The 25,431-nt window shown below is 47.1% G+C and carries 19 protein-coding genes and 1 other RNA gene; 16 read left to right on the top strand and 4 right to left on the bottom strand.

Going from position 1 to position 25,431, the window contains the following annotated elements; all coding sequences use genetic code 11:
* Positions 1 to 528 precede the first annotated feature (528 nt).
* Both AC0KUT_RS04625 and AC0KUT_RS04630 read left to right on the top strand, forming a co-directional pair.
* Complete coding sequence (locus tag AC0KUT_RS04625) at positions 529 to 1,626, top strand: PIN domain-containing protein (protein WP_488833908.1); 1,098 nt, start codon at positions 529 to 531, stop codon at positions 1,624 to 1,626.
* 16 nt (positions 1,627 to 1,642) lie between these two features.
* Positions 1,643 to 3,511, top strand: a complete 1,869-nt coding sequence (locus AC0KUT_RS04630; RefSeq protein WP_488833909.1) for an SIR2 family protein — start codon at positions 1,643 to 1,645, stop codon at positions 3,509 to 3,511.
* A gap of 185 nt (positions 3,512 to 3,696) precedes the next feature.
* On the opposite strand, the gene zwf is transcribed toward AC0KUT_RS04630, so the two are convergent.
* Positions 3,697 to 5,157: a glucose-6-phosphate dehydrogenase gene (zwf, locus tag AC0KUT_RS04635; RefSeq protein WP_488833911.1), complete on the bottom strand. Its 1,461-nt coding sequence runs from the start codon at positions 5,155 to 5,157 to the stop codon at positions 3,697 to 3,699.
* A gap of 472 nt (positions 5,158 to 5,629) precedes the next feature.
* On the opposite strand from zwf, the gene AC0KUT_RS04640 reads away from it, so the two are divergent.
* The 3 genes from AC0KUT_RS04640 to AC0KUT_RS04650 all read left to right on the top strand — a co-directional run bounded on the left by AC0KUT_RS04640 (position 5,630) and on the right by AC0KUT_RS04650 (position 7,206).
* Positions 5,630 to 6,718 carry an ArsO family NAD(P)H-dependent flavin-containing monooxygenase gene (locus AC0KUT_RS04640; RefSeq protein ID WP_488833912.1) on the top strand — a complete coding sequence of 363 codons (1,089 nt, stop codon included), beginning with the start codon at positions 5,630 to 5,632 and terminating at the stop codon, positions 6,716 to 6,718.
* Positions 6,719 to 6,839: 121 nt separating this feature from the next.
* On the top strand, positions 6,840 to 6,986 hold the full coding sequence (locus AC0KUT_RS04645) for a lmo0937 family membrane protein (protein WP_488833913.1): 147 nt from the start codon (positions 6,840 to 6,842) through the stop codon (positions 6,984 to 6,986).
* 1 nt (position 6,987) lies between these two features.
* Positions 6,988 to 7,206, top strand: a complete 219-nt coding sequence (locus tag AC0KUT_RS04650; protein ID WP_488833914.1) for a hypothetical protein — start codon at positions 6,988 to 6,990, stop codon at positions 7,204 to 7,206.
* Positions 7,207 to 7,310: 104 nt separating this feature from the next.
* On the opposite strand, the gene AC0KUT_RS04655 is transcribed toward AC0KUT_RS04650, so the two are convergent.
* Both AC0KUT_RS04655 and AC0KUT_RS04660 read right to left on the bottom strand, forming a co-directional pair.
* Positions 7,311 to 8,048: a Crp/Fnr family transcriptional regulator gene (locus tag AC0KUT_RS04655; RefSeq protein ID WP_488833916.1), complete on the bottom strand. Its 738-nt coding sequence runs from the start codon at positions 8,046 to 8,048 to the stop codon at positions 7,311 to 7,313.
* A 672-nt stretch (positions 8,049 to 8,720) separates the two neighbouring features.
* Entirely contained in the window at positions 8,721 to 11,123 is a 2,403-nt protein-coding gene (locus AC0KUT_RS04660) for a TonB-dependent receptor (protein ID WP_488833917.1), read from the bottom strand.
* 238 nt (positions 11,124 to 11,361) lie between these two features.
* On the opposite strand from AC0KUT_RS04660, the gene rnpB reads away from it, so the two are divergent.
* Positions 11,362 to 11,744, top strand: an RNA gene (gene rnpB, locus AC0KUT_RS04665) — RNase P RNA component class A.
* Between the two features lie 116 nt (positions 11,745 to 11,860).
* Here the strand turns inward: rnpB and AC0KUT_RS04670 are convergent.
* Positions 11,861 to 13,234, bottom strand: coding sequence for a hypothetical protein (locus tag AC0KUT_RS04670; protein WP_488833918.1), 1,374 nt, complete (start codon positions 13,232 to 13,234; stop codon positions 11,861 to 11,863).
* Between the two features lie 781 nt (positions 13,235 to 14,015).
* On the opposite strand from AC0KUT_RS04670, the gene mraZ reads away from it, so the two are divergent.
* The 10 genes from mraZ to murG are packed head-to-tail and all read left to right on the top strand — an operon-like array spanning position 14,016 to position 25,416.
* On the top strand, positions 14,016 to 14,456 hold the full coding sequence (gene mraZ / locus AC0KUT_RS04675) for a division/cell wall cluster transcriptional repressor MraZ (protein WP_488833919.1): 441 nt from the start codon (positions 14,016 to 14,018) through the stop codon (positions 14,454 to 14,456).
* An 8-nt stretch (positions 14,457 to 14,464) separates the two neighbouring features.
* Complete coding sequence (gene rsmH, locus AC0KUT_RS04680) at positions 14,465 to 15,394, top strand: 16S rRNA (cytosine(1402)-N(4))-methyltransferase RsmH (RefSeq protein ID WP_488833920.1); 930 nt, start codon at positions 14,465 to 14,467, stop codon at positions 15,392 to 15,394.
* A gap of 53 nt (positions 15,395 to 15,447) precedes the next feature.
* Positions 15,448 to 15,789: a cell division protein FtsL gene (gene ftsL / locus AC0KUT_RS04685; RefSeq protein WP_488833921.1), complete on the top strand. Its 342-nt coding sequence runs from the start codon at positions 15,448 to 15,450 to the stop codon at positions 15,787 to 15,789.
* The gene (locus tag AC0KUT_RS04690; RefSeq protein WP_488833923.1) at positions 15,786 to 17,648 is read left to right on the top strand and encodes a peptidoglycan D,D-transpeptidase FtsI family protein; all 1,863 of its coding nucleotides are present in this window, start codon (positions 15,786 to 15,788) and stop codon (positions 17,646 to 17,648) included. Before ftsL ends, AC0KUT_RS04690 begins: the two co-directional genes overlap by 4 nt.
* Positions 17,648 to 19,237 carry a UDP-N-acetylmuramoyl-L-alanyl-D-glutamate--2,6-diaminopimelate ligase gene (locus tag AC0KUT_RS04695; RefSeq protein WP_488835638.1) on the top strand — a complete coding sequence of 530 codons (1,590 nt, stop codon included), beginning with the start codon at positions 17,648 to 17,650 and terminating at the stop codon, positions 19,235 to 19,237. The genes AC0KUT_RS04690 and AC0KUT_RS04695 overlap by 1 nt, the downstream gene beginning before the upstream one ends.
* Positions 19,234 to 20,640 (top strand): UDP-N-acetylmuramoyl-tripeptide--D-alanyl-D-alanine ligase, encoded by a 1,407-nt coding sequence (locus AC0KUT_RS04700; protein WP_488833924.1) that lies wholly within the window; start codon positions 19,234 to 19,236, stop codon positions 20,638 to 20,640. Before AC0KUT_RS04695 ends, AC0KUT_RS04700 begins: the two co-directional genes overlap by 4 nt.
* Positions 20,640 to 21,722 carry a phospho-N-acetylmuramoyl-pentapeptide-transferase gene (gene mraY, locus AC0KUT_RS04705; protein WP_488833926.1) on the top strand — a complete coding sequence of 361 codons (1,083 nt, stop codon included), beginning with the start codon at positions 20,640 to 20,642 and terminating at the stop codon, positions 21,720 to 21,722. The genes AC0KUT_RS04700 and mraY overlap by 1 nt, the downstream gene beginning before the upstream one ends.
* 27 nt (positions 21,723 to 21,749) lie before the next feature.
* Positions 21,750 to 23,111 carry a UDP-N-acetylmuramoyl-L-alanine--D-glutamate ligase gene (murD, locus tag AC0KUT_RS04710; RefSeq protein WP_488833927.1) on the top strand — a complete coding sequence of 454 codons (1,362 nt, stop codon included), beginning with the start codon at positions 21,750 to 21,752 and terminating at the stop codon, positions 23,109 to 23,111.
* Positions 23,108 to 24,307 (top strand): putative lipid II flippase FtsW, encoded by a 1,200-nt coding sequence (gene ftsW / locus AC0KUT_RS04715; RefSeq protein WP_488833929.1) that lies wholly within the window; start codon positions 23,108 to 23,110, stop codon positions 24,305 to 24,307. Before murD ends, ftsW begins: the two co-directional genes overlap by 4 nt.
* Positions 24,304 to 25,416, top strand: coding sequence for an undecaprenyldiphospho-muramoylpentapeptide beta-N-acetylglucosaminyltransferase (gene murG / locus AC0KUT_RS04720; RefSeq protein WP_488833930.1), 1,113 nt, complete (start codon positions 24,304 to 24,306; stop codon positions 25,414 to 25,416). The genes ftsW and murG overlap by 4 nt, the downstream gene beginning before the upstream one ends.
* The last annotated feature ends 15 nt before the right edge of the window (positions 25,417 to 25,431 follow it).

The following is a 25,431-nucleotide window of genomic DNA, read 5'->3' on the forward strand; positions in this document are numbered from 1 at the left end:
TTTTGTGTGGAGTGCGCGCACCTAAATAGGCAAAGGTTTTACATATTATTATGGGTATTCACTAACAGGCATTTATTGCCAAACAACATAGGCAGGCAATGCAGTACGGCAATGGCAGGAGTCTAACATCACAGCGCAATGGTTTACAGAAATTGAAAGGAGTAATTAGCCGGTGCGCGGTGTAACCTTTTTTTGGTTAGATGCGTTGCTGTGCAAAGGCTAGTATAAAATACCAAAAATAAAATTACCGCTCGTTACAGTCTGGTGGTAATAGGCTGTAATGGATTAATTTTCATAAATGTGCAAGGGGAAATGAGTGGTTGCGCAGGTTGAAGAAAGGCGCCTATGATTGCGGTGTTTTAAAACTATTGGGTAGATTAATTGCAGTGGGTGGCGCCGGAGCTGGAAGTGTAGGGGGCTGCTATGTGCCCAAAGTGGAAGTTCGATGCAGCCCTGGGTTGCTAAATATATTAATGATAAAACTTAAAATACTGTTTTTAATCATAAAAGATAAAATGCAAGGAATATATGAACTACATTTTCCTCGATACATGTGTCTTGCTGGACGTTTCTACAAAGAGGAGTGATCTCCCCCTCGTATCTGCGCTAGAGGAACTGGTGGGCTCAAGTAATGTGAAATTGGTCTTAGCTGATCTGGTTGTTGAAGAATATGAGCGAAATAAAGAGAGTGTGGCGAAAAAAACAGCTCAAAGATTGTCTCAAGAATTCAAGCAAGTCAAAGCAGTAGTAAATGAGTTTGCGGGAGAAAAGCAAGCCGAGACCATGGAAGTTCTAAATGATATCAATGCAAGATTGCCGCTTTTGACTGAAGCGAGCTACGCGACGATCCATAGAGTTGAAAGGTTAATTGAATCGGCAAAGATCATTTCAATTAGTGACCGTTCTAAAATCGCCGCCGTTCAACGTGGACTGGAAAAAAGAGCTCCTTTTCATATCAGCAAAAACTCAGTCGCGGACGCTGTCATCATTGAGCAATTTTTTGAATTTGTGAGCAGCCTCGACAGTAACTATGATACTTGTATTTTTGTTACCCATAATCACAACGACTTTTCTTCGAAAGATCATCGAAAGCCGCATGCAGATTTTGACGAGATTTTCTCAATCTCGAACTCTTTATATTTCAACAATCTAGCTTCAGCTATTGATCACATTGATCCAGACTTGCTCGCTGAATTCGAGTTTGAACACGATTTTACAGAAGAAACTAGAGGTTTGAGAGAAATATTGGACGCTATGGATGGGCTGGTTGATAAAGTCTGGTACAACCGCCACCAAAATCGTATGTGGAGTATCGAACATGGTGAAATTGAAGTCATACTTGAAGGAACCGAACGCTACGGCTCAGATGTAATTCATGAGCATATCCTCAAAGGTGCTATCAAGTCAGCCGAACGCGTGGAAGGAAAATATGAAGACATAGGTCCATGGAGTGACTTCGAGTGGGGGATGATCAATGGCAAGTTATCGGCACTGCGTTGGGTGTTAGGTGACGAATGGGGATATGTTAGACACCTAAAGTTAAAAAGCATTACAACGGACGAGCCGTTAAATACGGTGTTAATTTCCGTTATTGGCCGAACTGCGGAGAAGAGGGTGCCCGTCTAGATAATTGGTTTAAGCAATGAATGCAGAAAAATATGTTTACCTCGTCGGTGCAGGGATCAGTATCGATTCTCCATCGGGAATTCCACCAGGTGCACCGATTTTGCATCGACTCATTAAATATGTTTCGACTGATGCATCTACTGAGAAAGCACTTAGAGATTATGCCGATCCCGAGGAAACTCGCAAACATGGGCGTTCGAGAACTAATTTTTTACGGTTTGAAGGCTTGATTGAGCGAATATCTGATATTGAACCATCGATTTTTTCGACCTTAGCCAAACTCGAAACTTATGGGCGCCCCAACGCGATGCATAAATTTTTGGCCGACCAAGCAAATGCTGGTGCCTTAGTATTAACAACAAACTTCGATTGTCGAATAGAGCAGGCAGCGCTTGATAGCCAATTAGAACTACATCGATTCGTAATTGGCCAGCCAATATCTAAGTTAAAATCCAACACACAATTGATTAAGTTGCATGGCAGCTTTTCTCATCCACATTTTCGCGCTGCTACAGGAAAACCAATTGCGACATTGACACAGATAGCTCGTTTTGGTTTGGCGTTTAGCTCACAAAGAGGCCTACGAAAACACTTAGAGAAATGTTGTGCAGGTCGAACGTTGATTGTAGCCGGTTATAGCGCATCAGATAGTTTTGATGTCACACCGATGATTGAAAAATTGCCATGGCACTCAGTGATTTGGTTGCGCCATGATAAAGAAGCTAAACCAGATCTTGAGTTGGATCCTCAGGCAGCTGGAGTGTTTGGGGAGCAGGTTCTGTTTGATCAACCACTAGATATACTTTGTTTGAATATGCTAGCCAAAAGTGCTAAAGAAGAAGTAATTATTCGTAGTGGTCCAACTGCGAGTTTGCTGCTTGGTATAGCAGGCAAAAGCCTTCCAACACAGGGCGATTTATCTTCTTCTTGCATTAACGATAACCTGAGTGCTTTAGATACAGCACTCGCACAGCGATCTCTTGATGTACGAAAAAGATCGTTTATTTGCAATGCGCTGCTGGATGAATCTTATGGACAAATGAGTGATGTAGTTGTGGGCGAAACCTTTGACTTTGACGATTCCGACGAAGCGTTGGAGCGCAACTGGGAAAAAGTTGGGCAATTGTTAGATGCCCGAAGCTTTGTACAAGCACTTGCAACAATTGAAGAAATCTTTGATGGCGATGATACCTACTATACTTTTGAGGCCCGATTAAAGGCTAAGTTAGAATTTGCCGAGTATATGTTTAATGACCTCGACCTGGCGAATGCCACAGATACAGTACTGGCAGTTGAACATCTTGCGCGAGCACGAGGTTGCGCGTGGGCTTTGGTGCAATCACAGCAGCTTTTGGCGAAATATGAATTAGATGTCGCGCTACATAAGTCGGGCGCACAGCAGCGCAGCTTGCTGCGCAAAGTATTGGTGCGACAAACTGAAGCAATCTACTATGCCTTACGTTGTGGTTTTATTGATGATGCATTTGATACTTTAAGATTGTTAATCTTAACTAAAAATCGAGTTGGTGATACAGAGCTTACAGTCTATTTAGATGCATTAAATACAATTTTTCCTTATGTTCAATCGCCAGAAATTCTCTTCTCTTTTTACGAAGAACAAGTTTCTTTGGCAATCGATAAAGATGATTCCTCGTCGTATCGCCGAAGCATTATTGCCCTAAATCGGCGATGCAGTAAAATATCTGGGGATGTTTGCACAGCATCGGTCTCGTTATTCCGAGGGCGTTGGCATTTGCGTCAAGGGCGTAAATATCTTGCGCGTAGATGGCTTGCTAATGCGAAGGCTATCTGTGCTGATAGACCCTTGTCACGACGTTTTGCTGCAAGGATAAGACAGTTGGCCTTAGAGTTAGATGCCCCATAGTAAAGTCCACTCTTGGCCGATAGTGTCGGTGAATTAACTACCCTTTAATATTTTACAAACCTGAGGGTCTATTAAGCCCGCTACCTTCGTCTTATCTACTGTCACTTTTAAAAAATAATATATAAACACTGCTTCTCTATAACAGAGAAGCAGCTATTTTCCATCAGCTTTTTATGACTGATTCATCACTCGTCGAGCGATGGATTGTGCCACCGCTCTTCCCCTGCAATTAAATTATTCGCTTCTTCTGGCCCCCAACTGCCGCGCGGGTAAGTGCTTACCGGTGGGTGGTTTTGCAGTACGGGTTCAACCACGGCCCAAGCTGCTTCTACGGCTTCTTCGCAGGTAAATAATGCGGAGTTTCCGGCGAGGGCATCGCCCAGTAGGCGTTCGTAGGGTGTTTCTTCTTGTGGGCGCTCATCTACAAACGCGAGTTCGCGTTGATCGCCAACAAACTCTTTGCCCGGATGTTTTACCCGCGTGGCGAGCATAATGGCGGCGTTGGGTGAAAGGCGAAAGCGAATATAGTTGGGCTGGGCTGCGTCGGGCATTGCATCGGCAAACAGTGCGAGCGGCGGTGGTTTTAGCCAGAGCGTTACTTCGGCAGTGGATGCGGCTAAATGTTTACCCGAGCGCAAATACCAGGGCACGCCGCCCCAGCGCCAAGAGTCTATGTGTAAACGCAGGGCGCAAAAAGTTTCTACATCAGAGTCTTCTGCTACGCCTGCCTCTTGGCGATAGCCTTCGTATTGCCCGCGCACTATGTCATCAGCTTGCAGTGGGCGCATGGCATGAAACACATTGGTCGCGGCTGATTGTACTGCGCCATAGCCTCTGTGGCTGGGGGCTTCCATGGCTAAGAGCGCTACAATTTGAAATAGATGATTTTGAATTACATCGCGTAAACAACCGGCGGTTTCATAAAAAGCACCGCGCTGTTCAACACCAAAATTTTCTGCCAAGGTGACTTGCACGCTGGCGATATAGTTGCGATTCCAAATGGGTTCAAAAAAACTGTTGGCGAAGCGAAAATAAAGAATGTTCATGATCGCTTCTTTTGCGAGAAAGTGATCGATACGAAAAATCGCTTCCTCAGGAAATGCAGATCGCGCCACGCTATTCAGTTCGCGCGCGGAGGCTAGGTCGCGGCCAAAAGGTTTTTCTACTATTACGCGCGCGTTGTCTGCAAGCCCCGCGGCGCCCAAGCCTTGAATAACCGTGGCAAAGAGTGCGGGTGGGATGGCGAGGTAGTGCGCGGGATATTGTGCACCTCCGAGAGCTTGCTTGAGGGCGGTGAAGGTGGTGGCTTCTTTGTAATTGCCTTGTACATATTGAAATAGTGAGAGTAGGTGTTCGAGTATCGTTGGGTTATCGCTGTTTTTTTTATCCAAAGCAAATTCGGTTATGCTGTCGGCGACGCGTTTGCGCAGCTGAGTAATATCCCAATCTGAACTGGCAACACCTACCACGGGGATATTCAGCGCGCCGCGTTTAACCATGCCATAAAGTGCGGGAAATATTTTCTTGTAGGCGAGATCTCCCGTTACCCCAAATAATACCAACGCATCTGATGCTACTGGTTTTGAGGTGGACTGGCTTGCGGTATTGGCGTTGTCATGAGCACCTTTGATCCATTTCTCATTCATGTGTAGACCTGCTCCTTTGTTTGCGTATGGGAGCCGCGTGGTGCGGCTTGATGACTGTGAGCACCATGAAACAGTGTGGTTGTGCGACTGAGGTGGTGTTCGATTGACCTTGTTGTTGTCGCAAAGTCTTCTGCATACTGCGAGTTCTTAGACACTATAGTCTGCCTATTATTCCCGCAAGTCATCTGTTCTTTTGGTTGTGCTTACAGGGAAGTATATTTTTGCGATATTTCATGATTAGCTTTTTATTAATGGTATCACTTTAGTGGTGTTGGCAACTTTAATGCCTTTCATTGGCTCCCATTAGCTCCTTTTGTGGCGACTAGAAGTGAGCCGCACCCATTATGAATCTTTCATATCTTAGTGGTTCGTTGTTGATACAGGTCATCAACCTCGGTCTATTCATCGTGGATAATTAAGGATTGGCCGGCTAGGACTTTAGTTGGCGCGGGGTTAAAAGTGGGGGAGGGATATGAGTTCGAATACAGACATTCAGGTCGATGTCGTTATTATCGGCGGTGGGCAAGCGGCGCTTTCGGTTGCGTATTTTTTACGGAAAACAGCACACAGTTTTGTAATTCTCGATGCAGAAATTGCGCCCGGCGGCGCTTGGCTGCATGGGTGGAATTCATTGCGACTTTTTTCACCTTCTACGTGGAGCTCGCTTTCTGGTTGGCAAATGCCCGCTGTAAATGAAGCCTATCCCAGTCGCGATCATGTCGTGAGTTATTTGGCGCGCTACGAGGCGCATTATAAATCTCCTATTGAGCGCCCTGTATTAGTACAAGATGTTGAGGCCTGTGACGGCGGCTTGCGTGTCATCAGTGCCAATAAAAGCTGGCGGGCTAAGGCGGTGGTGAGTGCAACGGGTACTTGGCGTAATCCGTATATTCCTGCATATGCTAATGCTGAATTATTTTGCGGTACGCAGCTTCATTCTGCCCGCTATGTTGATGCCAAACCTTTTGCCAAACAAAACGTATTGGTTGTGGGTGGGGGCAATTCTGGTGCGCAAATTCTGGCTGAAGTATCTCGGGTGGCGAATTGTATTTGGGTTACACCGAAAGACCCCATTTTTTTACCGGATGATGTGGATGGTCGTGTTTTATTTGCGCGCGCCACTGAGCGCTGGCAAGCTCATAAAGAAGGGCGTGTAATTGATGAGCCAGTAGGTGGCCTAGGTGACATAGTGATGGTGCCGCCGGTGCTGGAGGCGCGTGCACGCGATGTGTTGCATGCGGTGCGTCCGTTTAAGACTTTTACGCCTGATGGTGTTCAGTGGAGCGATGGCTCCGAGTCGGCCATTGATACAGTGATTTGGTGTACTGGCTTTCGACCTGCATTGGCACATTTACGCGGGTTGAATATTTTTAATGCCGAGGGCCGCATCGATATTACTGAAACGCATGCCATTCACCAGCCGCGTTTGTGGTTGGTGGGTTACGGTGAATGGACTGGTTTGGCCTCGGCGACCTTGATTGGTGTTGGCCGCAGTGCGCGCGCTACCGCAGGAGAGATCGATGAATTTTTGTCTGCTGCCAATGAGTCCTTAAGCGAGTGATTGCAATACATGTAAATCATATTTTAGATCTATGTTCTCTGGCGCACAGACCATGACTAAGTCTGTCGGGTAATCTCCTAGCATGTGAAAAATTTTATATATCATCGGGTAGGAGAAATACATGTTAGAAACTATTGCGGTTATTTTAATTGTGCTTTGGATACTGGGTTTGGTGTCGTCTTATACCATGGGCGGTTTTATTCATATTCTCATCGTGGTGGCCATAGTGTCATTGGTTATCCGAGTGATACAAGGCAGGAAGTTGTAACATGAATATTCAAAAAGTCGTTGGGATTATCCTTATTCTGGCAGGTGTTATTGGCCTCGCTTACGGTGGGTTTACTTATACGAGCGATGTGCATAAAGCAGATGTGGGTCCGTTACACATGTCGTTTTCAGAAAAGGAACATGTCAATATTCCAATCTGGGCTGGGATTGCGTTCATTTTTGTCGGCGGTGCACTCTTAGCAATACGCAGAAAGTTTTAGGAAAAGTATTTTATTGCTAAATATTTTTGACGTAGAGGTGTTCTGATAAAGGGCGCCTCTACTTTAAAATAGAAAATGTCTCGGGCATGTTTATGTGTCTTTTATTATGCCAAGCTACCTGGCAGTAAACGTTCGTACTCATCTCTTACCGCTGCGTAACATTCACACGAGCGCTTTTCCAGTTTAACGCGATCCAAAATTTTGATACGCCCACGACCTCGCTCGATCAAATTGTCTTTTTGTAGTTGCCCCACTGTTTGGGTGACGCTTTCACGCCTTACGCCGAGCAATCTGCCAATGGCTTCTTGGGTAATCAAGAGTTCATCTACCTTCAGTCTATCGATTGACATTAATAGCCAGCGGCACATTTGTTGTTCAACAGAGTGATGTTGATTGCAAACGGCTGTTTGCGATGTTTGACAAATAAGGGCTTGTGCAAAGAGCAGCGAAAGGTGTTGCAACTTTCCACCCAGGGCAAACTCCTGCTTCATGAGCCTGCGGCTTAAACGATAGGCTTGCCCGGCTGTTTGAACTTCCGTGCTCGACGGCATGCTCTCTCCGCCCATATAAATTGATATCCCAACCATGCCTTCGCTACCTACCAGTGCTGTCTCACTGGTTGAGCCATCTTCGAGTGAGTACATTAAGGAAACAATTCCTGAAATCGGAAAATCCAGAAAATCAATATGGTCGCCAGATTCTGACATGGTCCAACCCAGGGGCATCTCGATAAGTTTAAGGCCGGGCAGGATTCGCTCTAAGTCTTTCGCGGGGAGGAGTGCGAGAATGTGATTTAGCTTGGGGCTGGGGAGTTCGGTGTTTTTGTTTATAGTTTTTGACATGTGTAGCCTTTGATTGAGGTGTTATTGAGACCATTAAATATCCAATGCTCCCTTATATAAAAAATATAGGTCGTGAATTTCGATTCAATCGCTTGGATAGCGTAGGTCCGGTTCGATCATTGGCTTAAGGTAGTCTATTGGGGCAGAAACAAATTTTTGTTGTGAGTGACATTTGGTTCGGCAGCAACCACTTAAGCATGCCATCTAACCCTTGTTGTAATTCTGTCGGGGTAGAGCCAGTATTGGCGCGATAAAGAATTGAAAACCTTGGTTGGCCTTAATTATTGGGTGGTCTTAATTGAATGCCCGCTATCTAGAGCGGGCATTTGTTCAGTTAGAAATCAGCGGCTCAAGGGAGTGACTATAAAGGCATTAAGGTCTCATAAGTAACTTTTTATGCTAATTCCATCATAAGGAGCAGTGATGGCTGGTTGTGATTGTGACGGGCTTTAACACTATCACGTATTTACGCAGCAGATTGTCGACGGATCGCGCGGCTTAAGCGCTGTTGCTGCTAGTGTATCTTGGCGCGGGAATGGATTTTTAAACATCGCAGTTTGCGCGAAAAGTACTTGTGCCATTAAATAAAAAACCCCAGTTTTTGACTGGGGGTTTGTGGGCAACCTGAACCGGCTTTGGGCCGGTTTTTGATTGTGCTCAACTTGTTAAAGATTAAAAGCGGAATGTCCCCTGCAGCGCGATACTCATGGGGCGCTCATAAAAAGCGTAGTAGCCAGAGCCCGTACCGTTAGTCACTGTACTGGCAACGGGCAAGCCGTTGGCGTAGCTCACGATGGATTGATCAGTGAGGTTTTTGCCAATTAATGCCACTTCCCACGCGTCATCGGTATCGCTTAGGGCTATGCGAGCATTTACTTTGGTGTAGGCATCTTGCTTCATGCGCGGGTCAAGTGATGGTGTGGTTAAGTAGTCCGCGCTGTAAATTAAGTCGAGCGTGTTGACGAGCTTCATGCCATTGCTGAATTCAATTGTGTAATCCACGCCCACATTGCCTTGGTATTCAGGGGTGAACTCACGGCGTTGGCCAGTCGCATCGCATACGCCGTCGCCTACTGCACCTATGTTATCCACTTGGCCAAAGTAACACTGGGAGGTGGGGAAGTTGGTGTATTCAAAATCTATATAGGCCATGCCGCCGCGCAGTAATATATTGTCGGTTACTGCCCAGCGTCCATCTGCTTCAAGGCCTTGTACTACGGCTTCGCCTGCGTTGCCCACATTGAAGCTTAGCTTGCCATCAAACTGGCTGGTTTGCATGTCTTGGAATTCGGAGCGAAATAAGGCGAGGTTTAATTCTGCTGAGCCTTCGGCCAGTACAAATTTCCCCCCAATTTCGTAATTGGTAACATGCTCATCCTCAAACTCAAAGGTGCCTTTAATGGGAGTGGGCGCTGTAGGGACAGTAAAGTCATAGGCATTGTTAACCTTGGCATCTGGATTTGAATTGGCGCGAACATCAAAGCCGCCTGATTTAAAGCCAGTGGTGTAACTAATGTACAGCATGTCAGTGCTGTTAAGGTCGTGTTGGAATGTGATGGATGGTGTGACTTCCGACTCTTTGCGATCACCGTAGATTGGGTCGTAGGGCTCGACATTAAACAGCCCCCATATGACATTGTAGTCATCGCCTGGGGTGCCTACCGCTTGTAGTTGATTGTCGGCGCTGATGTGATACTGATGGCGCATGGCATTTTTATTTTCTTCGGTATAGCGAGCGCCAATGGTTACGCGCGATAGGTCTGTAAAGTTCCACGTTCCTTGAAAGAAGATGGCGGCGAGGTCAGTGTCTTGCTGGAAATCGCGCTGGGTAGAAGCACCTCTTAATAAATTGGAGCGTGCAGCGCCTATACGTGAGGCAAATGCTGTTGGAATAAAGCTATCGGTAGGAACTTGAATTTCATCGTGAAAACCGAGTTCGCTAGATTGGAAAAATAGCCCGCCCATGTAGCTGAACGTATCGTCTTCTGGCGAAGCCAAGCGCAGCTCCTGACTGAACTGGTTATAGTCTTCAGTAGAGGCAATATTAAAGCCAGGTGCACCGGTAAAGTCACAATCGCATAGTTCTTTATAGTCGTAGGCGTTGTAGCCAGTTACAGCGGTGAGTGTGTGCTCTCCCAAGTTGCGCTCAATAGTAAGCGTGACATTTTCAGTGTCGTTGTAGCTGTAGTCGCCATTAGATTGCCGTTTCCAATCGTGGCTGGTATCCAAGTTGTAGGCCCCCTGCGTTAGAAACTTTAAGGCATTTGCATAGGGGGTGAATTGCCCTTTGTCATCGGGGTTTGTGACGGGTTTTATGACTTCTATATTTCGCCCATCACTATCGAAGGCTCCATCTTCTACTTTTAAGGTGATGTTCCAGTCGGCTGTAGGCTTCCATTGCAGGGTTCCGCGTACTACGCGGTTTTTATCATGGGACTCATCGCGTTCAAGAGTGGTGTTCTCCATGAAGCCATCAATACTGCTTTGCAATATGGCGAAGCGACCGCTAAGGGTGTCAGTGATAGGGCCGGAGAGTACTAAGCGCACGTCTTGTTCTCCGTGCTCTGGCTCGTACAAAAGTGTTAGCTTGCCTTCTGGATCGTCAGTTGGCTTCGCCGTAGTAATACTTACTGCGCCTGCCGTTGAGTTTTTGCCAAAAAGAATACTTTGGGGCCCACGTAGAACTTCAATTTGCGCTACGTCTAAAAAAGGAGCTCGTGCTAATTGAGCTCGTCCATAATGCACTCCGTCTACAAACTGTGCAGTCGACTGCTCAAACCCCTGATTAACTCCAGAGCTTATACCGCGAATGGCGATGTTGGTGCCTATGCCGGTTTGGGTCATGTTAAAGCTGGGAATATAATCCGCCAGTCGTTCAATATTTGTCAGGCCAGCAGATTCTATTTTTTCATTTGTTACTGCATTTACTGATACAGGGACATCGCGCAGGCTTTGAACTCGCTTTTGTGCAGTCACTAGCATCTCCTCCAGTGCGGGAGAGCTTTGTGCAAAAGTAGGGTTGATGCACGCGCTTGCAATAGCGAGCGTCAAGAGTTTCATTGTGTGAACTTTCAAGATCTTCTCCATATTTTTATTCGAAAGGGCAGGAAGTGTGGAGCTGCTAATGAATTTGGGGATGTTAAATCTTTATTAATTAATAGCTTAAGGCAGTAAAAATACCAGTTTATTGGACTCTTTACCTGATGCTTTTTCTATTGTGTTGCTTTAGGTGACAAAAAGTGTAGGCGGAGCCGTGTAATTGTTTGGCATTTAATCTTGCGCTTTTGCTTAGCTGGCGTTAGTGTGCCGCCTCGGAGTCGGCTCGGCAGTCGCTCTGGTGTTAACTGGGCAACTCGTTCGCGTGTTGTTTGGTGCATTGGGGAGGAAAGTCCGGGCTCCATAGGGCAGAGCGCCAGGTAACGCCTGGGAGGCGTGAGCTTACGGAAAGTGCAGCAGAGAGCAGACCGCCTAAGTGTTCGCAAGAGCAACGGTAAGGGTGAAAGGGTGCGGTAAGAGCGCACCGCGCGACTGGTAACAGTTCGTGGCATGGTAAACCCCGCTCGGAGCAAGACCAAATAGGCCTCCATTGGTACGGCCCGTATCGGAGGCGGGTAGGTTGCTTGAGGTGTGCGGTGACGCACATCCCAGATGAATGACTGTCCTCGACAGAACCCGGCTTACAGGCCGACTCCGACCTATTGAATTGTCCGAGCTGAAGGGGTGTTTACCCCTTCAGCTCGGATTGCTACAAAAAACGCTACAAGTTCATTGTGGCTCGTTAGGCCCCTTGCTTATTCCCTTCATGCGTCAGTTTATTTTTCTGGCGCGTTGAAAATACTCAGTTTTTCCTCTTTCATGAAATCAATGGCTTCTTTGCAGTAATCATTGGTGCAGCGGCCTATGTAATTGGCTAGCGTTGAAGTTTCTGTATTGTCATTTACCAGCTCGACTTTGGCGTTCTCAAAATAGGCTTGAATGTATTGATCCTGCCAAAACTTATAGGATGTTGTGATGGCGTAGGTCAGAACAAAACAGGCAGCTGCAGCGGCAACAAAACGAAAGGCAATGCGGTGCAAGTCAGTGCAAACAATTGCCATACCTGTACCCACATAGATCAAGGTGAATAAGCGCACATAGCGTTGTTCATTCATCACTCCTGCCCCAAAATCTAAATAGCGCGAAACGAATATCAGTGCCCAGTTGAGCAATCCATAGCCAATAAGTAAAAGCGGTAATTTGGTTTTTTGCCAACCTTTATTGAGGTGATAGGCAAGCAATACACCGCACACAAATATGAATCCGACGAGCCCCAAGCCGAACTGCAGGATAGGGGCGTTTTTTTCTCCAAGGGTGTCGTGAAGTATAGATTTATCAATGAGCGGTTGGCTAAAAATAGAGATGAAGGAAATGAGGATATCAATGGGATTTGCCAAAATTGCCTTAAGTGTTTCTAAGCGGGAATGCCCGCCAATAGGAACGCCTTTTCCTAATAGAAAATATTGCGTAGCAAAAATTACTGCGATGACTGCAATAAGAATGGCGAGTGGTTTGTAGTTCTTGCTGAAAAATGCGTGACACGTTAGGGCGACAATGCACATAAAAACGGCGGCCATACCGATAGAGTCAGCAAATAATAAGCAGAATATTGCGCAGCCAAGAAATGAACGGAAGCGAATTTTACCGCGCAGGTAGAGATCGAGTGCGATGAGTGTGGCAATGGTAATAAAAAAGTAAACATACTCAAAGACCACTAGCAGCCAAGGGAAGTCGCTCGTGATACAGAAATAGCCGACCGATCCTATGAGTAAGGCTGCAATGTTTTGCTTGGTATCTACATGTAGAAATGATTTGGCGTAGCTAAGTATGAGTGCATAGCCTAGAAGATAAAATAAAAGCCCAACATAGGTAAAGTAATTCATGTCTAGCTGTAAGAAACGATAATCCAGATACAAAAAGAAAATAGCGAGATAGTGCGAATGCCCCAAAAATGAATACTCGCCTCTCAGGTATTGCCCAAATGAAATATCGCCCTGCATGAGTGGCATCAATAATTCTTTGATCCAGCGCCATTCATCGCTCAAAGGTATGCCAAAGGTGACACCTAAAATGAAAATAGTGTTTATAGCGATAAATGGTATAGCTAGAAGTAGATAACGTTTTGCGAGTGGTGGTTGAGTTTGGGTCATTGGTGTGAGGCTCCAGATATAACAATAGCGGTGTTCCTTCGGCAGTTGGATCTGCGAGGCGAGTCAGCTAGCGGGTGTTGAGGTGATGTGAATTTGAATGCCGTTGATGGCGAATAAAAAATACGGCGTAAAAACATAATTTATGTTGCTCTGGGGGCTGCCGTTCCATCTTAGTCTTCTTTTAGGTTCGCCACGCTAGCATATATTTTGTTGCTATCACAGTTGGTGCGAGCGTTTTCCCTGCAGCTTGTAGTTTGTGTGAACTAAGACGTTGCTTGTGCGGTGCGAGTACTTTTGGTGGTTATTATGACTTATCGTCGATCTCGGGCGCGCTGCGTCAGTTTCGGTGCCCGCTGATAAATTGATCAAGGGCTCTTGCTGCAAGGCTTGCTCTGGGTTAGTCTGCGCACCAGATTTTGTGGTTAGCTCTGTGTGGTCTGCTACTTGCCAAGTTGCTATCTTCCTTGATTTCACGCTGTCCTTAGCGCTTTTTCTTCTATAAATTCACTCTTTTCAAGCCTAAATAGTTTCAAACTTAATGTATTACATTAGGTTTGCGCTCTATTGTATTGTTTTTGCTTGTTAAGTTGGTTTTTTGACCGCTTCGTTTTTTCATTTTACCTACCTGTTCGCAACTTTTCCCTTACTTTTCGCCGGTATTTCTCTGGGTTTTCCGCAATGGTTGCTTGACTTTACTTCGCCCCGATTTATAGTGAGCATCGTGGGGAAAAGTGGGTTTTAGTGGTTTTTTGTGGAAAATAAATTCAAAAAGTGGTGAAAAGTGTTCACAGGTAGTTATTCCATCAGCATGGACCCTAAGGGTCGCATGGCGATACCAGCGCGCATACGCGACGCTTTGGTAGAGGCATGCGCCGGTCGTGTGTGGATTACTGCGCATATGTATGAACGCTGCCTACTTGTATATTCCGAGCCAGAATGGGAACCCGTTCTGGCCAAAGTTCAAGCTTTACCCGCTGGCAACGAACAAGTCCGCAAGATTCAGCGCCGTTTTATGGGGCAGGCTGTCAATCTTGAGCTGGACGGCAATGGTCGCGTGCTAGTTCCCCCCACCCTGCGCAATTTCGCGCATCTGGACAAAAAACTCATGCTGGTTGGTCTGGGCAATAAATTAGAGCTGTGGGATGAAGACAGCTGGAATGCCCTGATGAACGAACCTGCCGTGGGAGATATGCCAGCCGAATTACAATCCCTGTCTTTCTAGGAGCTGGCGTGTCTGACTTTCAACATATCACCGTACTTTTAAACGAGGCGGTTGCGGCGCTTATTACCGATCCCGCCGGCTTCTATGTCGATGGCACCTTCGGGCGCGGCGGCCACAGTGCTTTAGCCTTGCAGCAGTTATCCGCCGAAGGGCGCCTAATGGGGATAGACAAGGACCAAGCGGCTATTGCCACGGCAAATGCGCGTTTTGGTGCCGAAGCCCGTTTTGAAATAGCACAGGGGTCGTTTGCCGAATTAGCCAGCTTAATAGAAGCGCGCGGTATGACGGGGAAAGTGGCCGGTGTGTTGCTGGATTTGGGGGTTTCTTCACCTCAGTTGGATGAAGCTGAGCGTGGTTTTAGCTTTATGAATGACGGCCCGCTCGATATGCGTATGGACCAGAGTTCCGGTCAAAGTGCTGCTGACTGGGTTAACAGTGCGAGCGAAGATGAAATTATTAGGGTGTTGCGCGAATACGGCGAAGAGCGGTTTGCCAGGCGTATGGCGCGCGCCATCATCGCTGAGCGCGCGATAAAGCCTTTTGCCCGCACTAAGCATTTGGCTGAGGTGATCAAAGAGGCGAACCCAGCGTGGGAAAAAGGCAAACACCCGGCAACACGCGCTTTTCAGGCTATTCGTATTCAAGTCAACAGCGAATTAACCGATCTTGAATCGGTGTTGGCGCAGGCCTTGGCGGTATTGGCTCCCGGCGGTCGCTTAGTGGTCATCAGCTTTCACTCGCTCGAAGACCGTGTGGTGAAGCGTTTTATTCGCCGTCAAGAGCAGGGTGACCAACTGCCGATGGGGGTGCCGGTGCGCGATGAACAGCTCAATAAACGCATGCGCTCTTGTGGCAAAGCGATTAAAGCCAGTGCCGCAGAGGTGGAAGCCAATATTCGTTCGCGCAGTGCCGTTATGCGAGTGGCAGAGAAGTTGTAGCCGTTGTCAGTATTGTCTGACGTCAAAAATTCGATCCATTAATAAGAGTCATTATGAAGCCAGTTCATCCTCGCCATAAAAAGCCACTATCGCCAGCCTTGTTGCTGGTTGTGGCCATTTTATGGCTGGGAGTTATAGGTTCAGCGCTTGCTGTAGTGGCGTCAACCCAAGTGGTTAGGCGCGATGTAAATGAACTTGAAGTATTGCGCCGTGAAGCGGGCCAGCTACAGGTACAGTGGGGGCAATATCTACTGGAGCAGAGTACTTGGGCGGCTTATGGACGTGTTGAGGCGGCCGCGCTCTCAGAGCTAAATATGATGGCGCCTACGCCAGAAGATATGCTCATGATTATGGGTGATGAGCTAGTTCATTCTACGAATGAGGGCGCGCAATGAGTCGCTCGCCTGCCTTAGAGCCGCGTTCAGCGCGCCCACTTGCGCCCAGCAAGCAAACGCCACTAAAGGTTGCCCGTTGGCGCTTTTATTGTGTTGGCTTGGTGATGGCGCTATTGGTTGTGCTGTTATTGGTGCATGTTGCAAGCCTGCAAGTTTTGCCGAATACCGACAAAGGCTTTGAATTTTTGCAAGGGCAAGGTGAGTCGCGCACCTTGCGTACGGAAGTCATTCCCGCTTATCGCGGTGTAATTACCGATCGTAATGGCGACCCTTTAGCTGTTAGCACCCCAGTATCAAGCCTCTGGGCTAACCCAAAAGAATTGTTGGAGGCACCCACTCGCTGGGCGGAATTGGCGCAAGCGCTCAATGCTAATCGCGCTGAGCTAGAGGCGCGTTTAGCGCGTTATGGTACAAAAGAGTTTATGTATTTGCAGCGGCAAATGTCTCCTGAGGCCGCGCAAGCAATTTTGGCCTTGGAGATTCCCGGTGTATACCAACAAATTGAATATCATCGCTATTACCCTGCGGGCGAGGTGGCTGCGCATTTAGTGGGTATGACTGATGTGGATGATCGTGGTCAAGAGGGAATGGAGCTGGCTTACGATGCGTGGTTAACCGGTGAAAGCGGCGCAAAAGAAGTCTTAAAAGACCGTCGCTTGCGCACGGTAAAAGAATTGCGTTTGGTCAAGGCTGCCAGCCCCGGTCGCAATCTCACCTTAAGCATCGATTTGCGTCTGCAGTATTTGGCGCATCGCGAATTGAAAAAAGCGGTCGAGGAAAGTGGTGCGGTTGCAGGATCGATTGTGATTTTGGATGTACTCACTGGCGAAGTGCTCGCCATGTCTAATCTTCCTACTTATAACCCTAATGATCGTAATCATGCCCGCGGTGCGGGTTTGCGCAATCGTGCTATTACCGATTTATACGAGCCTGGTTCAACGGTTAAGCCTTGGGTGGTTTTGGCTGCATTAGAGAGTGGGAAATTTAAACCTTCTGATGTGATTGATACTAACCCTGGCTATTTCATGGTGGGCCGTAAGCCCATTAAAGATCACCAAAATTACGGGGTGATGGACTTGGCCATGGCAATTGCAAAGTCGAGCAATATCGCCATGACTAAAATTTCCTTTGCACTGGATACCAATACCGTGCGTGATATGTACGCGCTGCTTGGTGTAGGTAAGCCAATTGGTACGGGCTTTCCCGGTGAGGCTGCAGGTAATTTACCTTATTTTAAACCGGCCCAAAAAATTGAGCGCGCGAATATTGCGTTTGGTTACGCCATGAATATGACAGTGCTCCAAGCTGTGCAAGCTTACGGTGTTATAGCTACTGGCGGAATAAAACGCCCTATTTCTCTATTGAAAGTAGATGTGTCCCCCGAAGGTGAGCGCGTTGTTGAAAAAATACACGCACAGCAAGTTAAAGAAATGCTGACGCGCGTAGTCAGTGCAGAGGGTACCGGCAGTCGTGCTAAAGCAATTTCCTACTCGGTGGCAGGTAAAACAGGCACTGCGTTCAAGGCTGTCGGTGGAAAATATTCGAGCTTACAAATTGGTTCTTTTGTGGGTATGGCGCCGGTTGAAAATCCGCGCATAGTGGCCATGGTTGTTATTGATGAACCTAAGGGTAGCGGCATGTATGGCAATGGTGGTTATGTTGCGGCGCCCGCGTTTTCGAAAGTGGCTGAGGATGCGCTACGTATGTTGCAGGTTCCGCCTGACGCAATCACCAAGCCTGATGCTCAGGTTGTAACTAAGCCGCGCGTTAAGGTTGATCCTAAATCAGCGGCCAATGAATTACATCGCGTTAAAACTAATAGCGATATACCTGCGCTTACCGCGAGGTCTGCAACGTGATGGCTGCTCATTATCAAACGCACACTTTCACACTGGCCAATTTGATACCAAGCCTAGATTTAGGTGAGGCAGCTGCAATTCAGGGGCGCAACTTGTGCCTCGATAGTCGCCAATTAAAAACTGGCGATATTTTTATTGCGTTGGTTGGTGCTCAAATAGATGGGCGAAAATTTATCGCTAAAGCGATAGAGATGGGTGCTGTCGCCATATTGGTTGAGGCCGATAAAGAGTGGCAGGGAGTTGCTTGGCTAGGCGCTGTGCCTGTTATTGCTATTGAACGCTTGGCGACAATCGTCAGCGAAATTGCGGGCCGTTTTTATGCTGAGCCGAGCAAAAAAATGTCGCTCATTGGTATTACTGGCACTAATGGTAAAACCACCTGCAGCCTTTTGGCTGCACAATTGTTGGCGCACTTACAACAAAAATCAGCGGTGGTCGGCACCATAGGTTTCGGTGTGGTTGATGCGCAATCCATTGCGCCTATTGCGCAACAAATTTCACTGCTGCAATCGACCGGCTTAACCACGCCTGATCCCATTGCCTTGCAGCGCATTCTTGCTGGCTTGCTCCACGCTGGAGCTAAATCAGTTGCACTTGAAGTTTCCTCTCACAGCTTGCAGCAAAAGCGTGTTGCAGGCGTGCATTTTACAGCAGCAGTATTTACCAATCTCACACAAGATCATTTGGACTATCACGGCGATCTTGTGGCCTATGGCAAGGCGAAAGCAGAGTTGTTACAGGCTCAGGGTTTACAGCATGTAATCGTGAATATTGATGATGCTTGGGCCAAGGGCTTGCTCGCACAAATACCTGCATCAATTACAGCAATAAGTTATTCAATACAAACTAAGGCTGATGTTTACGTAGAAAACATACAGTTACATGCAAGTGGCGTGCGCGCCAATATTATTACCCCTTGGGGACAGGGTGAACTTAAGTCGCCGCTTTTGGGTGAATTTAATTTAAGTAATTTATTAGCCGTTATCGCCAGTGTCTGTGTGCAGGGCTTTAGTCTGGAGCAGGTTCTACCCTTGGTGGAAAAACTAGAGCCGGCACCTGGCCGTATGCAATCGGTAATTGTTGATGAAGCCTTGCAAGAAGTGCAGGTTATTGTTGATTACGCGCACACGCCTGATGCGCTGGAAAACACTTTGAAGGCGCTGCATGAACATAAAGCAGGACAAGTCTGGACGCTATTTGGTTGTGGCGGTGACCGCGATAAAGCTAAGCGTCCGTTGATGGGGCGAATAGCGGAGCGTCTAAGCGATTGCGTCATAGTCACCAATGATAACCCGCGTTCAGAAGATCCCGCAGTAATTGCTGCCGATATAGTTGCTGGTATGAAAAACCCTAATCGCTGTTTGGTGTTGGCCGATCGCGCTCAAGCGATTGATTTTGCTGTGCAACAAGCTAAGGCTGGCGACATTATTTTAGTGGCGGGCAAGGGGCATGAAGACTATCAAATTTTTGCAAATCAATCCTTGCCCTTCAGTGATATTAAGCAGGCGCGCTTAGCGTTGCAGCGCCGTATTGCCAAGCGTGAAGCTGGCCATACAGTAAGTAGTGATAAATCTGGAGGCCAGGTATGATTCGGCCGGTATTTTTACGCGAAATTCTAGGGTTTGTTCGCGCCAGTGAAAACTCTTTGGGCGCGCAATTGCAACATGGCGATAGCGAATTTACAGCGGTGAGTACAGATACACGCAGCCTGCAACAAGGCGAGCTATTTATCGCTCTGCGTGGTGATAAATATGATGCCCATGATTTTTTGGCCGATGCCTTAGCTAAGCAGCCCTGTGCGTTGGTTGTTGAAAATTACTATCCGGAGATCAGCGTACCGCAATTAGTAGTAAGCGATAGCCTCTTGGCGTTGGGTCAAATAGCGGCATTTAATCGCAGCTTATTTACTGGGCCGCTTATTGCTATTACTGGCAGCAGCGGTAAAACCACCGTAAAAACTCTGGTGGCTTCCATTTTAAATGAAATGGGTGCAACTCACGCGACTAAGGGCAACTTCAATAATCACATTGGTGTGCCGCTAACTTTATTGCAGCTTGATGCTCAGCATCAATTTGCGGTAATTGAAATGGGCGCAAGTGGCCCAGATGAAATTGCCTACCTCTGCAGTCTCGCAAAACCTCAGGTTGCCATGATCAACAATGTGATGCCCGCACATATTGCTGGTTTCGGATCTATTGAAGGCGTTGCGCGTGCTAAGGGAGAAATTTATTCCGGTTTGGCTAAGGCTGCATCGGCTAAAGCGGTGGTAAATCTGGATGATGTATTTGCTGCACAGTGGTTACAGCAGCTTGCACAGCAAGACTTTACTGCACAGCAAGTGATTAAAGTTTCACTCCATGATACTGGTGCTGATTGTTATGCACAAAATATAGTGACAAAAAATGATGGTTTAGAATTTACCTTGCATATTAATAACACCAGTGCAGCAATGTTTTTGAACGCTCAAGGCGAGCACAGTGTACGCAATGGATTAATGGCAGCAGCTTGTGCAGTAGCTGTCGGTGCGAACTTGCAACATGTGCAGCGTGGTTTGGAAAATTTTGCACCGGTTGCCGGTCGCATGAGTCGTCAGCGTGGTTATCAGCAGGCAACAATTATCGATGACAGTTATAACGCTAACCCAGGTTCTGTGCGCGCAGCTATAGATGTGTTGAGTCAAGCGGAGTGTGGCATTTTAGTTTTGGGAGATTTGGGTGAGCTAGGCGAAGATGCCGCACAGATGCACGCAGAGTTAGGCAGCTACGCGCGCAGTAAAAGTGTTTACAAGCTATTTACCTTGGGTGTGCTGAGTGAAAATGCTAGCCAAGCCTTTGGTGCCAATGCCGAGCATTTTCAGCAGCGCGAAGCGCTAGTTGCTGCACTCAAAGCAATTGCCGATACGAAAACAACTTTTTTAATTAAAGGGTCGCGCAGCGCCAAGATGGAATTGGTGGTGCGCGAGCTCTGTGACCTGGCAGGAGAAACTCACTGATGCTGTATTGGCTATCAGAATACCTACAAGAATATCTGCGCAGTTTTGCGGTGTTTCAATATTTAACCGTGCGTGCCATTTTAGGTGTGTTGACGGCGCTCGGGATTTCTCTACTGCTTGGTCCTTGGTTTATTCGCCGTTTGACTGAAATGCGTATTGGGCAATCGGTACGCACTGATGGGCCACAGTCTCACTTAAGTAAATCGGGCACACCTACTATGGGCGGTGCCTTAATTCTAGCGGCCATTTTTGCCAGCACCTTACTCTGGTCTGATTTGAGTAATCGCTATGTATGGACCGTGTTGATTGTGACGGGTGTATTTGGCGCTGTGGGTTGGGTGGACGATTATCGCAAAGTCGCCAAACGTGATTCACGTGGTTTGCCGGGTCGCTGGAAATATTTTTGGCAATCCATCGCAGGTTTTGGTGCTGCCATTTTTTTGTATTACACCGCGCAGAGCCCTGCAGAGACGCAACTCTTTATTCCGTTCTTTAAAAATGTCGCGCTCGATATGGGCTTGTTTTACATCATTTTTACCTACTTTGTAATAGTGGGCACTAGTAACGCCGTCAACCTTACGGATGGTTTAGATGGCTTGGCAATTATGCCGAGCGTCATGGTGGCGGCAGCCTTGGGTTTAATTGCCTATCTCGCAGGTAACTCTCAGTTCTCGCAATATTTGCATATTGCTTATATCCCCGGTGCTGGTGAACTAGTGGTGTTTTGTTGCGCGCTGGTCGGGGCGGGTTTGGGATTTCTTTGGTTTAACACCTATCCCGCACAGGTGTTTATGGGCGATGTCGGTGCTTTGGCTTTAGGTGCAGCACTAGGGCTGGTGGCGGTTATTGTTCGTCATGAAATCGTGCTTTTTATTATGGGTGGCATTTTTGTACTGGAAACCGTGTCGGTGATTTTGCAGGTTGCCTCGTTTAAATTAACTGGACGTCGTATTTTTCGTATGGCCCCAATACATCACCATTTCGAGTTAAAAGGTTGGCCCGAACCGCGCGTCATTGTGCGTTTTTGGATTATTACCCTGATGTTGGTCTTGATAGGTTTAGCGACCTTAAAAATTCGTTAATCATAATTTCTTTATAGGAAATATTTTGTGTCCCAGTTGATCGCCACAAGCAAGCTAAAAGCCATTATCGGCACCGGTATTACCGGGTTGTCTGTGGCGCGCTTTTTGACGAGTCAACAACAGGCATTTGTATTGCTTGATACCCGTGCGACGCCGCCTAATCTAGCGAAGGTGCAGCAAGAATTTCCGCTGAGTACGATTGAATGTGGGGATCTAAATATTGAAACACTTTTGGCCTGCGATGAAATTATTGTAAGCCCAGGAATTGCCTTGGCAACTCCCGTGTTAGTGCAGGCGCAAGCCGCAGGTGTTCCTGTGATTGGCGACATTGAATTATTTGTACGTTATGCCAAGGCGCCTATTGTGGCCATTACAGGATCCAATGCAAAAAGTACTGTGACCACGCTCGTGGGTGAAATGGCAGCTCACGCCGGAATTAAGGTGGCAGTGGGCGGCAACCTCGGTACGCCAGCGCTTGAATTGCTTGCAGATGATATCGAACTCTATGTTATGGAACTGTCCAGTTTTCAATTGGAGACTGTGAGTAAGCTCAATGCAAAAGTGGCGACTATTTTGAATATTAGCGCCGATCATATGGATCGCTACAACGATATGCGTGCATATGTGTTAGCGAAGTTGCGAGTCTATTTCGGTGCTGAAAAAATTGTTGTTAATCGCAATGACCCGCTCAGTCAGCCGCCTTTAGCTGCCGGAGCCAAGCCGATTTTTTTTGGTGGTAAAGCAGACTTTGGCAGTTTTGGCGTGATTGATGACGAGGGTGTAAGTTATTTAGCGAAAAATCTTACGCGTCTCATGCCCGCATCTGAGCTGAAAATTCGTGGTACACACAATGTAGATAATGCACTGGCTGCGCTGGCCTTAGGGGACGCAGCAGGCATTTCTATGGAGGCAATGCTAGCCACATTAAAAACTTTCAGTGGTTTGCGTCATCGCTGTGAGTTTGTTGCGCAAATAAAAGGTGTGGAGTTTTATAACGATTCTAAAGGTACCAATATAGGTGCAACCCTTGCCGCGATTAAAGGCTTGGCGCGCAACCCGCAGCAATTGATTGTGATTATGGGCGGTGAAGGTAAAGAACAAAATTTTTCTGAGTTATGCGCGATCTTTGCACAAGTGAATTGCCGTTTAGTGCTCATAGGTCGCGATGCGCCGGTCATTGCTGCAGCTGTAGGTTCAGACGTTGCACTATCTTTTGCAGAAACAATGTCGGACGCCATAAAAGATGCATTTAATTTAGCGGCTCCCGGTGATGCCGTGTTGCTCTCGCCTGCCTGTGCGAGCTTCGATATGTTTAAAAATTATGAAGATCGCGGCGAGCAATTTTGCTCAGCTGTAGCGGCTTTGGCGCAGGAGGTTAATAAACCATGAGCCAATCTGCTACGCCAAATCATCAATTGACGCTGAGTATGCGCATGGATTGGACCATGTTGTGTCTCTGGTTGGTCTTGATGTCAATTGGATTGGTGATGGTGTCATCGGCCTCGGTTGCATTTGCTGCCGCCAATTATAATGACGCGTGGTTTTTTGCTAAGCGCCATGGTGTTTATATTTTAATGGGCTTAGCGCTCGCTGCATTTGTTGTCTGCGTACCTATGAGTTTTTGGCAGCGCTATGCTGGGCATTTATTGTTAATTACATTGTTTCTATTGGTTGTGGTGTTAATACCGGGTATCGGCAAAAAGGTAAATGGTAGCCAGCGGTGGTTTGGGTTGGGGATCATTTCGATACAGGTATCAGAAATTGCAAAATTTTGTGCAGTGGTATTTTTTGCCAGTTTCTTTGCGCGTCGTTATCAAGAATTACACTTTGGCTGGCAGGGTTTTCTCAAACCGTTATTAATCGTGGGTGTATTTGTTGGGTTGCTGCTTTTGGAGCCAGATTTTGGTAGTTCGGTGGTATTGAGCGTGACTGTGTTTGCCATGATGTTTATTGCAGGCGTGCGTATTTGGCACTTTCTATTGTTGATTATGATTGGTGTAGGCGGCTTGGCCTCTGTTGCTATTTTGTCGCCCTATCGCATGCAGCGCCTAATTACCTTTCTTGACCCCTGGGCAGATCAATTTAATACCGGTTATCAATTGACGCAGTCTTTGATTGGTTTTGGTCGCGGTGAATGGGTGGGGTTGGGCTTAGGTAATAGTTTGCAAAAGCTGTTCTTTTTGCCTGAGGCTCATACCGATTTTATTTTTGCCATTATTGCAGAAGAATTCGGCCTGCTCGGAGCGGCCGTTATTATTGGATTATTTGCAGCGTTGATTGTACGCATTCTTTTGCTCGCCAAACATAATTTGGCTGAAGGTAGAATGTTCCCAGCCTTGGCGACATTTGGTATTGCCATTTTGTTTAGCTTTCAAGTATTCGTCAATATAGGTGTGTCTTCTGGATTGCTGCCTACTAAGGGTTTGACTTTGCCATTTATTAGCTATGGCGGTAGTAGTCTATTGATTTGTTGTTTATTAATGGCATTCGTTATGCGCGCACATTGGGAATTGGCGGGGCATTCGCCAGTTGTTCCCGCAGCGCGAAAACCAGTACGCACCAGTATGCTGGAGGCAGCGGCATGACGAATGCGATGGCGAATAACTTACGTGTATTAATTATGGCGGGCGGTACTGGCGGCCATGTATTTCCTGCTTTGTCCGTTGCAGAAGAGTTGCGTGAACGCGGTGCTGTAGTTGATTGGCTGGGGACAGAGCGCGGCATTGAAAATCGCTTGGTGCCTGCAGCCAATATTCCGTTGCATTTACTTAAGGTAGAAGGTGTTCGTGGTCGCGGCATATTAGGTTTAATTAAAGCGCCCTTTCTCGTGAGCTTTGCAGTATTTCAGGCGGTAAAGTTATTGCGCCAGATTAAGCCTCAGGTCGTCATAGGTTTTGGGGGGTTTGCCTCTGGCCCAGGTGGTTTGGCTGCGAAAGTATTGGCCATTCCTTTGGTGATTCATGAGCAGAATGCGGTGGCGGGCACCACAAATCGTTTGCTCGCTAAATTTGCACAGCGTGTGCTTTGTGCATTTCCTCATGCGTTTAAAAAAGGGCGTGTTGCGGTATCTGCGGTTGTTGGTAACCCGGTGCGAAAGGCGATACAGGATTTACCCTTGGTCAATGTTCGTTACGCTGCGCGCGCTGCGCAAAAAGCACCATTACATTTATTGGTTTTAGGTGGCAGTTTGGGGGCCAAAGCGATTAATGAATTAGTACCTCAGGCATTAGCCGAGTTGGCGCCAGATAATCGGCCTGAGGTGTGGCATCAAACGGGTACCAGTCATCAAGAAGGCACTGCTGCGGGTTATGCACACTATAAAGTTGAGGGGAAGGTTGAGGCTTTTATTGACGATATGGCCTCAGCTTACGATTGGGCTGACATGGTGATTTGTCGTGCCGGCGCTCTAACTGTTTCTGAAATTATGATGGCAGGTGTCGCATCGATATTAATTCCGCTGCCCAGTGCAATTGATGATCATCAAACGTGGAATGCAAAAAATTTAACGGAAGCGGGAGCCGGTATTGCTGTCGCTCAAGCTGATTTGTCGGCAGCCAAATTGGCTGCACTTTTATTAACTCAATTCGCTGACCGCGATCATTTGATGGTGATGGCGGAAAAAGCCCGGGAGTTAGCGCAAGCTAATTCAGCCGCGCAAGTAGCAGATAGCTGTGTGGAGGTGGCCCTTGGATAAACCCCTTGATGAATC

This window comes from Cellvibrio sp. 25HG11W-0 (assembly GCF_057815475.1).

What these genes read in the sequence shown, in the direction of transcription:
- AC0KUT_RS04650 (WP_488833914.1), top strand. Translation starts at nt 6,988, where the DNA reads ATGAATATTCAAAAAGTCGTTGGGATTATCCTTATTCTGGCAGGTGTT.
- AC0KUT_RS04655 (WP_488833916.1), bottom strand. Translation starts at nt 8,048, where the DNA reads ATGTCAAAAACTATAAACAAAAACACCGAACTCCCCAGCCCCAAGCTA.
- AC0KUT_RS04695 (WP_488835638.1), top strand. Translation starts at nt 17,648, where the DNA reads ATGGCTGCTCATTATCAAACGCACACTTTCACACTGGCCAATTTGATA.
- AC0KUT_RS04645 (WP_488833913.1), top strand. Translation starts at nt 6,840, where the DNA reads ATGTTAGAAACTATTGCGGTTATTTTAATTGTGCTTTGGATACTGGGT.
- AC0KUT_RS04625 (WP_488833908.1), top strand. Translation starts at nt 529, where the DNA reads ATGAACTACATTTTCCTCGATACATGTGTCTTGCTGGACGTTTCTACA.
- AC0KUT_RS04630 (WP_488833909.1), top strand. Translation starts at nt 1,643, where the DNA reads ATGAATGCAGAAAAATATGTTTACCTCGTCGGTGCAGGGATCAGTATC.
- ftsL (WP_488833921.1), top strand. Translation starts at nt 15,448, where the DNA reads ATGAAGCCAGTTCATCCTCGCCATAAAAAGCCACTATCGCCAGCCTTG.
- AC0KUT_RS04640 (WP_488833912.1), top strand. Translation starts at nt 5,630, where the DNA reads ATGAGTTCGAATACAGACATTCAGGTCGATGTCGTTATTATCGGCGGT.
- AC0KUT_RS04670 (WP_488833918.1), bottom strand. Translation starts at nt 13,234, where the DNA reads ATGACCCAAACTCAACCACCACTCGCAAAACGTTATCTACTTCTAGCT.
- AC0KUT_RS04700 (WP_488833924.1), top strand. Translation starts at nt 19,234, where the DNA reads ATGATTCGGCCGGTATTTTTACGCGAAATTCTAGGGTTTGTTCGCGCC.
- zwf (WP_488833911.1), bottom strand. Translation starts at nt 5,157, where the DNA reads ATGAATGAGAAATGGATCAAAGGTGCTCATGACAACGCCAATACCGCA.
- AC0KUT_RS04690 (WP_488833923.1), top strand. Translation starts at nt 15,786, where the DNA reads ATGAGTCGCTCGCCTGCCTTAGAGCCGCGTTCAGCGCGCCCACTTGCG.
- murG (WP_488833930.1), top strand. Translation starts at nt 24,304, where the DNA reads ATGACGAATGCGATGGCGAATAACTTACGTGTATTAATTATGGCGGGC.
- ftsW (WP_488833929.1), top strand. Translation starts at nt 23,108, where the DNA reads ATGAGCCAATCTGCTACGCCAAATCATCAATTGACGCTGAGTATGCGC.
- mraY (WP_488833926.1), top strand. Translation starts at nt 20,640, where the DNA reads ATGCTGTATTGGCTATCAGAATACCTACAAGAATATCTGCGCAGTTTT.